General features: G+C 71.4%; 4 protein-coding genes. 2 read left to right on the forward strand and 2 right to left on the reverse strand.

Annotation, left to right across the window (positions count from 1 at the left end):
* Positions 1-251 precede the first annotated feature (251 nt).
* Positions 252-2,333 carry a methyl-accepting chemotaxis protein gene (locus ABS772_RS09565; protein ID WP_350394030.1) on the forward strand — a complete coding sequence of 694 codons (2,082 nt, stop codon included), beginning with the start codon at positions 252-254 and terminating at the stop codon, positions 2,331-2,333.
* 62 nt (positions 2,334-2,395) lie between these two features.
* Here ABS772_RS09565 and ABS772_RS09570 read toward each other — a convergent pair whose 3' ends face one another.
* Positions 2,396-3,217, reverse strand: a complete 822-nt coding sequence (locus ABS772_RS09570; protein WP_238254641.1) for a class I SAM-dependent methyltransferase — start codon at positions 3,215-3,217, stop codon at positions 2,396-2,398.
* Between the two features lie 340 nt (positions 3,218-3,557).
* A complete protein-coding gene (locus ABS772_RS09575) occupies positions 3,558-4,766 on the reverse strand; it encodes an efflux RND transporter periplasmic adaptor subunit (protein ID WP_238254640.1) in 1,209 nt (402 codons plus the stop codon).
* Positions 4,767-4,906: 140 nt separating this feature from the next.
* On the opposite strand from ABS772_RS09575, the gene ABS772_RS09580 reads away from it, so the two are divergent.
* Positions 4,907-8,047, forward strand: coding sequence for an efflux RND transporter permease subunit (locus ABS772_RS09580; protein WP_350394038.1), 3,141 nt, complete (start codon positions 4,907-4,909; stop codon positions 8,045-8,047).
* Positions 8,048-8,269 lie beyond the last annotated feature (222 nt).

An 8,269-nucleotide genomic window follows, 5' to 3' on the forward strand; every position in this document is an offset into this window, starting at 1 on the left:
ACCTGTCCGGACATGTCGAGCCGTGGGATCGGCCGGTTCCGGCGGCGCAGATTCGTCCGCACGGCCGACCGCGATGGCCGCATCGAAGAACTTCCGGGCCACAAAGCTGGCTGAGGCCGGCATCGACACCGTTCCTTACGGTGAAATGATCGTCGTTCTGCTTAAACTTTAAGCACATCTGTTTCGACGAAAGCTTTGTTTTACGTGCGATCGGCATCATCCCGGCCTCCTTTGATCCGGATCGTGCCGTCATGCGTTCGCGTGTTTCCTCGCCCGCCCTCCTCTCCGCCGCGATGCCCGCGTCCCTGCGCGCCCGCATCGTCGCGGTGGCGCTGATCCCCTGCCTCGCCTTCGGCGCGGTCGCGGGGGTGGCGGTGGCGGAGCGGGCGGAGCACGGCCGGGCGATGGCGCGGATGGAGGCGCTGACCGGCCTGTCGGTCCGGATCGGCGCCTTCGTCCACGAGGCGCAGAAGGAGCGCGGCGCCTCCAGCCTCTTTCTCGGCTCGAAGGGCAGCCAGTTCGCCCCGGAACTCGCCGCGCAGCGCAAGCTGACGGATGCGGCGCGCGCCGCCCTGATCGCGGATCTCGACGCCGCCGGCGCCGGAATGGACGCGGATTTCGCGCGCAAGGCGGCGGGCTTGCGCGAAAAACTCGGCGGGATCGAGCGCCACCGCGGCGCGGTCGACCGGCTGGAGGCGGGCGTGCCGGCCAACCTCGCGGTCTATTCCGGCATCATCGCGGACGCCCTCGGAACCGTGCGCGGGGTGGCGCAGATCGCCGCCGACCCGGCCATCGGCGCCCGCGTCTCCGCCCTCTCCGCCTTCCTCTCGCTCAAGGAATTCGCCGGCCAGGAGCGGGCGGCGGCCTCCGCCGTCTTCGCCGCGGGGGCGATCGATCTCGCGGGCCTGCGCCGGCTCGCCGGCCTGGCCTCGGATCAGGCGACCTTCGAGGGCCTGTTCCGCGCCGCGGGGCACGCGGAAGCGATCGCCGCGCTCGATGCGGCCAACGCCTCGGAGGCGGCCCGCGAGGTCGGCCGGCTCCGCGGCCTCGCCCTCGCCACGGCGCCCGGCCAAGCGCTCGCCTTCACCGACGCAAAGGGCTGGTTCGGGCTCGCCACCCAGCGCATCGACGGGCTGAAGGGGATCGAGGACCGGCTGACCGCGGCCCTGGCGCGGGAGGCAGGGGCCGCCCGGTCGCGCGCCGAGCGCACGGTCCTGCTCTGGGCCGGGGCGGCGCTCGCCACCCTGCTGCTCTCGGTGGGGCTGGCCTTCGGCCTCGGCTCGGCGATCGCGCGCCCCTTGAGCCGGATGGCCCGGGCGCTGACCGCGATCGGGCGCGGAGAGACCGAGGTCGAGATCCCGGTGAAGGGTCCGGGCGAGCTGCGCGCCATCGCCGCGGCGGCCCTGGCCTTCCGCGACAGCGTGGCCGAGCGCGCCCGCATCCGTGCCGCCCAGGAGCGCGGCGCCGAGGAGGAGACCGCCCGCCGCCACGCGGCGATGATGGCGGTGGCCGACGGATTCGAGGCGCGGGTCGGCGGCATCGTCGAGGCGGTCTCGGCCGCCGCGCAGCAGCTGGAGGGCGCCGCCCGGGCGATGAGCACCGCCGCGGGCCAGACCTCGGCGCTGAGCGCCTCGGCCGCGCAGGCTTCGGCGCAGGCGGCGCGCTCCTCCGACGGCATCGCCGCGGCGACGGAGGAGCTGTCGGCCTCGATCCGCGAGATCTCCGCGCAGGTCGGCTCCTCGGCGCTGGCGGCGAGCGCCGCCGAGGAGGAGGCGGCCCGCACCGCCGGCGAGGTCGAGCGCCTCGCCGCGGCCGCGAGCGGCATCGGCCAGATCGTCGGGCTGATCTCGCAGATCGCCGGCCAGACCAACCTGCTGGCGCTCAACGCCACCATCGAGGCGGCCCGAGCCGGCGAGGCGGGACGCGGCTTCGCCGTCGTCGCCTCGGAGGTGAAGGGGCTGGCCGCCCAGACGGCGCGGGCCACCGACGAGATCGCCGGGCGGATGGCCGAGATCGAGGCCGCGACCGGCGCCTCGGTGTCGGGCATCACCGGCATCGCCCGCACGATCCGCGACCTGTCGCGGATCTCGGGCGACATCGCCGCCGCGGTCGAGCAGCAGGGCGCGGCCACCGCCGAGATCGCCCGCACCACGGTCGAGACCTCGGGCGGGGCGCGCCGCGCCTCGGACGACGTGGCGGGGGTGGCCCGCACCGCCGACGACGCCAGCACCGGCTCGGGCCAGGTGCTCGACGCGGCGAGCGACCTCGCCCGTCAGGCGACGGCCCTGCGCACGGAAGTCGGCGGCTTCCTCGCCCAGGTGCGGGCGGCGTGACGTCCGCGTGACGGGGCCGGGGCGGGGACGGGGCGGGCAGAGCGCGCGCCCCGTCTTCGGCCTCAGCGCTTCTCGGCGATCATGAAGACGTTCGAGGGGGCGATCCGCTTCAGGAACGCCGTGCGGTGGTAGCTGATGTTGAAGGCGAGCAGCCGGCTCACCGCCGCGTCGAGCGCCACGTAGCCCCGGCGGGCGTAGAGATGGCCCGGAAGCACCTTGGCCGCGATCTTCGCCAGCGCGTTGGTCATGCAGGGGGCCTCCCGCACGATGTCGAAGCCGATGCGGTCGAGCCGGTCGTGCAGCCACGGCAGCGGCAGGCCGCGCTCGTTCTGCGTCAGGCCGTAGCGCGCCTTCGTCCAGTCGCCCATCGAGGTGATGGGCTCGCGGAAGACCAGGAGCCCGCCGGGCCTGAGGATGCGGTGCGCCTCGGCCAGCACGTGCGAGACGTTGGGGATGTGGTGGAGCACGCCGAGGCTCACGAACAGGTCGGCGCCGTCGTCGGGCAGCGGGATGTCGCCGGAGGGGAGCGGCTTGATGAAGGCGGCGGGGCGCCCGCCGATCCGGTCCCGCCACCACTCCTCGGCCGGCTCGATCCCGATGAAGCGGCCCACCCGGTCGGCCAGCGGCGCCACGTCGTCGCCCGCCGCGCAGCCGAGCGCGACGCAGGTGTCGAAGCGGCGCCCGCGCAGCCGGTCGAAGCCGTGGAAGGCGTTCAGCGCGTCGTACTCGTAGCTGTAGGCGCCGGACGCTTCGAGTTTGTAGACCTCGGTGGCGAGCTTGTAGAAGCCCTGCTCCTCCTGGGCGTACCAGCGCGCGATGTCCCCCGGCGCGAGGTCGTCGCCGTAGAGAGCCGATCCGTCGAGATACTTGGCATCAACCGTCATGGCTCGACCGATCGTCTCGATGGAATCCGTTCGTCCGTGCCGCCCGTCCCGCCGATCCCTCGACCGTGCGAGCGGCACCGTTTCCTATAGGCACGTCCCGGACCCTGCGCATGGGTTTTGGCGGATTATGGTTCCCGCCGCCATCCGGGTGGAGTACGGGCCGATCCCGATCGGGGGCAGGGGAGCGTGATGCTCCTCGACGATGATGACGCATCCTCGAGGGGCCCTACGGCTTGGTCCCAGAGCGCTCTCCGCCGAAGGGGATGCCGGTTCGGCGCAAGAGCGCGCGTCAAAATAAGACCTGAGAGCCGTGTCGATCGCAACGCGATCGGGAGCGACTCTAGTGCCGCGCCTCGCCCTGGGCGGGGGTGTTGCCGACGGCGCTGACCTCTTCGGCGATCCGCGGCTCGACCTTGAGGTTCTGGCGCATGCTCTGGAGATGGTCGGTGACCACCAGCGTGTCGGGCTTGAGGCCCTTGAGCACGGCGGTGTTGTCGCCGTAGACGTCGCCGACCTCGATCGCGGTCATGTGGACGGTGCCGGCCTCGTCCACCGTCCAGACCACCTGCTGGTCGAGCTGGGCCGAGAGCGCGACCGTCGGCACGAGCAGGCGCTCCTGCCGGCCGACCTCGATGCGCGAGCGGACGAAGCGGCCGGGGAGGTAGCGCTCGTCGGCGTTGTCGAGCCAGGCCTGGATCAGGCGGCGGCCGGTCCGGGGATCGAAGCGGTTGTCGAGCCGGTAGATCGTGGCCCCGCGCACGGGCTCGCGCTGCACGTCGAGAAGCTGGACCTTCACCCGCCCCTCTCCTTGGGCCACCCGCACGGCCTCCGCATCCTCGGAGGAGAGCGCCATCTGCACGTCGATCGGGTTCACCTGCACCACGGAGACGAGGTTGGTCTGGTTCTCGATCACCATGTCGCCGAGATTGGTCATGGACAGGCTGGAGCGCCCGTCGAAGGGCGCGCGGATCACCGCGTATTCGAGGTTCAGCCGCTGACGGGCGATGGCAGCCTCCGCCTCGTCGAGCTTGGCGGTGGCGGTGGCGAGGTTCGACTGGTTCTGCTGGGCGCGCTGCTCGGTGGCAAAACCCTTGTCGGCGAGCTGCTCGGTGCGGTTCACCTCGGCCTGGGCGAAGTCGAGGGCGGCCTTGGCCTGATTGCGCAGCGCCTCGGCCGATTTGAGGGCGACCTCGAAGGGGCGCGGGTCGATGCGGAACAGCACCTGCCCCTTCTTGACGTGGCCGCCGGGCTCGAACGGACGCTCCACCACGAAGCCGCTCACCCGCGCCTGCAGCTCGGCGTCGCGGGGCGAGATGATCGTGCCGGTATATTCGAAGGCGACCGGCACGTCCTGGCGGCTGGCGCGCACCGCCCGCACCGCGAGGCGCGGCTCCTCCTTCTGGCGCTTGGTCTCGGCGCGGCTCGCCGTCTTGAAGTGGTGGGCGAGGAAGCCGGGGATCGGGTGCCCCATCCCCCACCACGCGCCCGCGGCGATCCCGAGCGTGCCGACGACGAGGCCGGTGATGACGAAGCCGACGCCTTGGCGCACGAGAACGATTCTCCGAGAGCGGGACGGACGCGCCGGCCCGGCTTCCTCCGGGCGCGACACCGGAGGGAACACGCGGAGTCCCAAGACGTTGCACGCGGGTCCTTCACGTCCACGTTGAATTCTCGGAGCCGGTCCCTCGAATGTTCGCCACGTTCGTCGACCGGCCGATCCTCGCGAGCGTGATCTCCGTCATCGTCACGGTGATCGGCCTCGTCGCCGGGCTGACGCTGCCGGTGGCGCAGTACCCCGAGATCGCCCCGCCCATCATCAACATCCAGGCGACCTATCCCGGCGCCTCCGCCCAGCAGGCCTACGAGTCGATCGCGATCCCGGTGGAGCAGGAGATCAACGGCGCGCCCAACCTGATCTACATCCAGTCGACGTCCTCGACCGACGGCAGCGTCTCGATCGACGCTACCTTCGAGGTCGGCTCGAACCTCGACGCCGCGGCGGCGGAGGTGCTGACCCGGTCGAGCCGCGCCGAGGCCAAGCTGCCGGAGGCGGTGCGGGCGCAGGGGCTGGAGATCCAGAAGTCGTCGCGCCAGCGGCTCGGCAACGTCGTGCTCTACGCCGACGAGAGCACCGGCTTCGACGAGCTGTTCCTGGCCAACTACGCCGAGACCCAGGTCATCAAGCCCCTGCGCCGGGTCACCGGCATGGGCCGCATCCTGAACTTCTCCAACATGCGCTACGCCATGCGCATCTGGCTCGACCCGGCCAAGATGGAGGCGCTCTCCCTCTCGACCGAGACGGTGCTCCAGGCGATCCAGGCGCAGAACGCGCAGGTGACGACGGGCTCGCTCGGCAAGCTGCCGATGGAGCGCGCCACGCCGTTCGAGCTGCAGCTCGTCACCAAGGGCCGGCTGATGAAGCCCGAGGAGTTCGGCAACATCGTCCTGCGGGCCAACCCCGACGGCTCGGTGGTGCGCGTCTCCGACGTCGGCCGGGTGGAGCTCGGCTCGGAGCAGTACGGCGTCACCTCGAACTTCGACGGCAAGCCTTCGGCGACGCTGGGCATCTTCCAGAACCCCGACGCCAACGCCGTCGACGTGATGAACGGGACGCGCGCCACCATGGCGGACCTCGCCAAGCGCTTCCCCCCCGGCCTGCACTACGCCATCGCCCTCGACTCCACCGAGTTCGTCAAGGAGGCGATCTACGAGGTGGTGCGGACCCTGGTCGAGGCGATCCTGATCGTCACGGTCGTCACCTACCTCTTCCTGCAGAACTGGCGCGCCACCCTGATCCCGACCATCGCCGTGCCGATCGCGCTGATCGGCACCTTCGGGCCGATGGCGCTGCTCGGCTTCTCCTTCAACACGCTCAGCCTGCTCGGCCTCGTCCTCGCCGTCGGCCTCGTGGTGGACGACGCGATCATCGTCGTCGAGAACACCGAGCGGCTGATGGCGGAGGGCATGGAGCCGAAGCCCGCCTCCCGCGAGGCGGTCAACGAGATCGGCGGCCCCGTCATCGCGACGACGCTGGTGCTCGCCGCCCTGTTCGTGCCGGTGGCCTTCATCCCCGGCCTGACCGGCCAGCTCTACAACCAGTTCGCGCTGACCATCGCCATCTCGGTGCTGATCTCGGCGGTCGTCTCGCTGACCCTGACGCCGGCCCTGTGCGGCCTGCTCCTGAAGCCGCACGGGCCGCGGAAGACGCGCTGGTGGCGCAAGCCGCTCGACTGGTTCAACCGCGCCCTGGAGCGCTCGGCCGACTTCGTCGCCCGCACGATCGGATGGCTCACCCGCCACGTCGTCCTGACGCTCGTCGCCTTCGCGCTGTTCGCCGGCGCCACGGTGATGCTGCTGATGCAGCGCCCCACCGGCTTCGTGCCGGACGAGGACCAGGGCTACCTCTACGCGGAGGTGGCGATGCCGCTCGGCGCCTCGGTGCAGCGCACGGAGGCGATGAACGCCCGCTTCGGCGCGGCGCTCCGTGCCCGCGACGACGTCGATCACACCATCGGCGTCAGCGGGCGCTCGTTCCTCGCCGACACGGTCGCCCCGTTCTACGGCTTCAACATTCCCGTGATGAAGCCCTGGGACGAGCGCACGACCACGGTCGACGACCTGATCCGCGACATGGAGGAGCGCTTCAAGCACGATCCCGACGGGCAGGTGCGCATCGCCAACCCCTCGCCGCTGCCGGGGCTCGGCTCCCGCGGCGGCCTGACGCTGGAGATCCAGGACCGCTCCGGCAATGGCGGCCTCGGCCTGGCGCGGACGGCCACCGACTTCATCGAGAAGATCCGGGCGCTCCCGGGCGTGTCGAGCGCGACGCCGACCACCGACTGGGGCGTGCCGCAGCTGCGCCTCGACATCGACCGGGCCAAGGCCGAGCAGCTCGGCGTGCCGCTGGCGCGGCTGTTCGAGGCGCTCGGCACCTATGTCGGATCGAGCTTCGTCAACCTCTTCAACCGGTTCGGCTTCGTCTACCAGGTCTATGTCCAGAGCGACGCCTCCGGGCGGCGCCTGTTCCAGGATCTGGAGGCGCTCACCGTCCTCAACGCGCAGGGGGAGCCCGTGCGCCTCGGCTCCCTGGTGCAGGCGAAGTTCACGACGGGACCGACGGCGGTCCTGTCCTACAACACCTATCCGGCGATCGAGGTGGCGGTGACGGTCGCCTCCGGCTCCAGTTCCGGCACGGTGATCGCGGCGATCGAGGAACTGGCGGAGGATCTGCCGCGCAACACCTCCATCGAGTGGTCGGAGGTCGCCTACCAGGAGAAGATCGCCGGCAACATCGCGCCGCTGGTCTTCGGGCTGGGCGTGTTCATGATCTTCTGCTTCCTGGCCGGGCAGTACGAGAGCCTGCGGCTGCCGCTGGTGATCCTGCTCGCGACGCCGCTCGCCATCTTCGGGGCCGTCGGATTTTTAGGCCTGCGCGGCATGCCGCTCGACGTGTTCGGGCAGATCGGCCTGCTGCTCCTCGTCGGCCTGGCGGCCAAGAACTCGATCCTGCTCGTCTCCTTCGCCGAGGAGCTGCGCGGCAGGGGCGAGGGCGCGCTGGAGGCGGCCCAGCACGCCACGCGGATGCGCATGCGGCCGATCCTGATGACGTCCTTCGCCTTCATCCTCGGCTCGGTGCCCCTCGCCATCGCCAGCGGCGCGGGGGCGAATGCCCGGCTCTCCATGGGCACGGTGGTGATCGGCGGCCTGCTGGTGGCCACGATCCTGACTCTGTTCGTCACCCCGGTCTTCTACGTCGCCGCCGAGCGGCTGCGCCGGGAGAAGGAGAGCGGGCAGGGCGAGGCGGAGGGCGAAGCGGCGCCGGCGGCCTAGGCACCCGGCCGAACCCCGTCCGGACCGCCGCGGTCAGCGTCTCTCTCCTCCCCCTTGCGGGGAGGAGGCAGGAGGTGGGGGTGGTTCAGAATGAGGTTGGGCGGTGCCGTCTGCCCCACCCCCACCCCGAACCCCACCCCCCAAGGGGGGGGGGGGCAGGCCAAGCCCAGACCGAAGCGATCGGCCGAAGACCGGGGGAGATTCAAATCATTCCGTGGCGTG

Origin of the sequence: Methylorubrum podarium (genome assembly GCF_040270385.1) — a bacterium.
Taxonomy (GTDB): Bacteria; Pseudomonadota; Alphaproteobacteria; order Rhizobiales; family Beijerinckiaceae; genus Methylobacterium; species Methylobacterium podarium.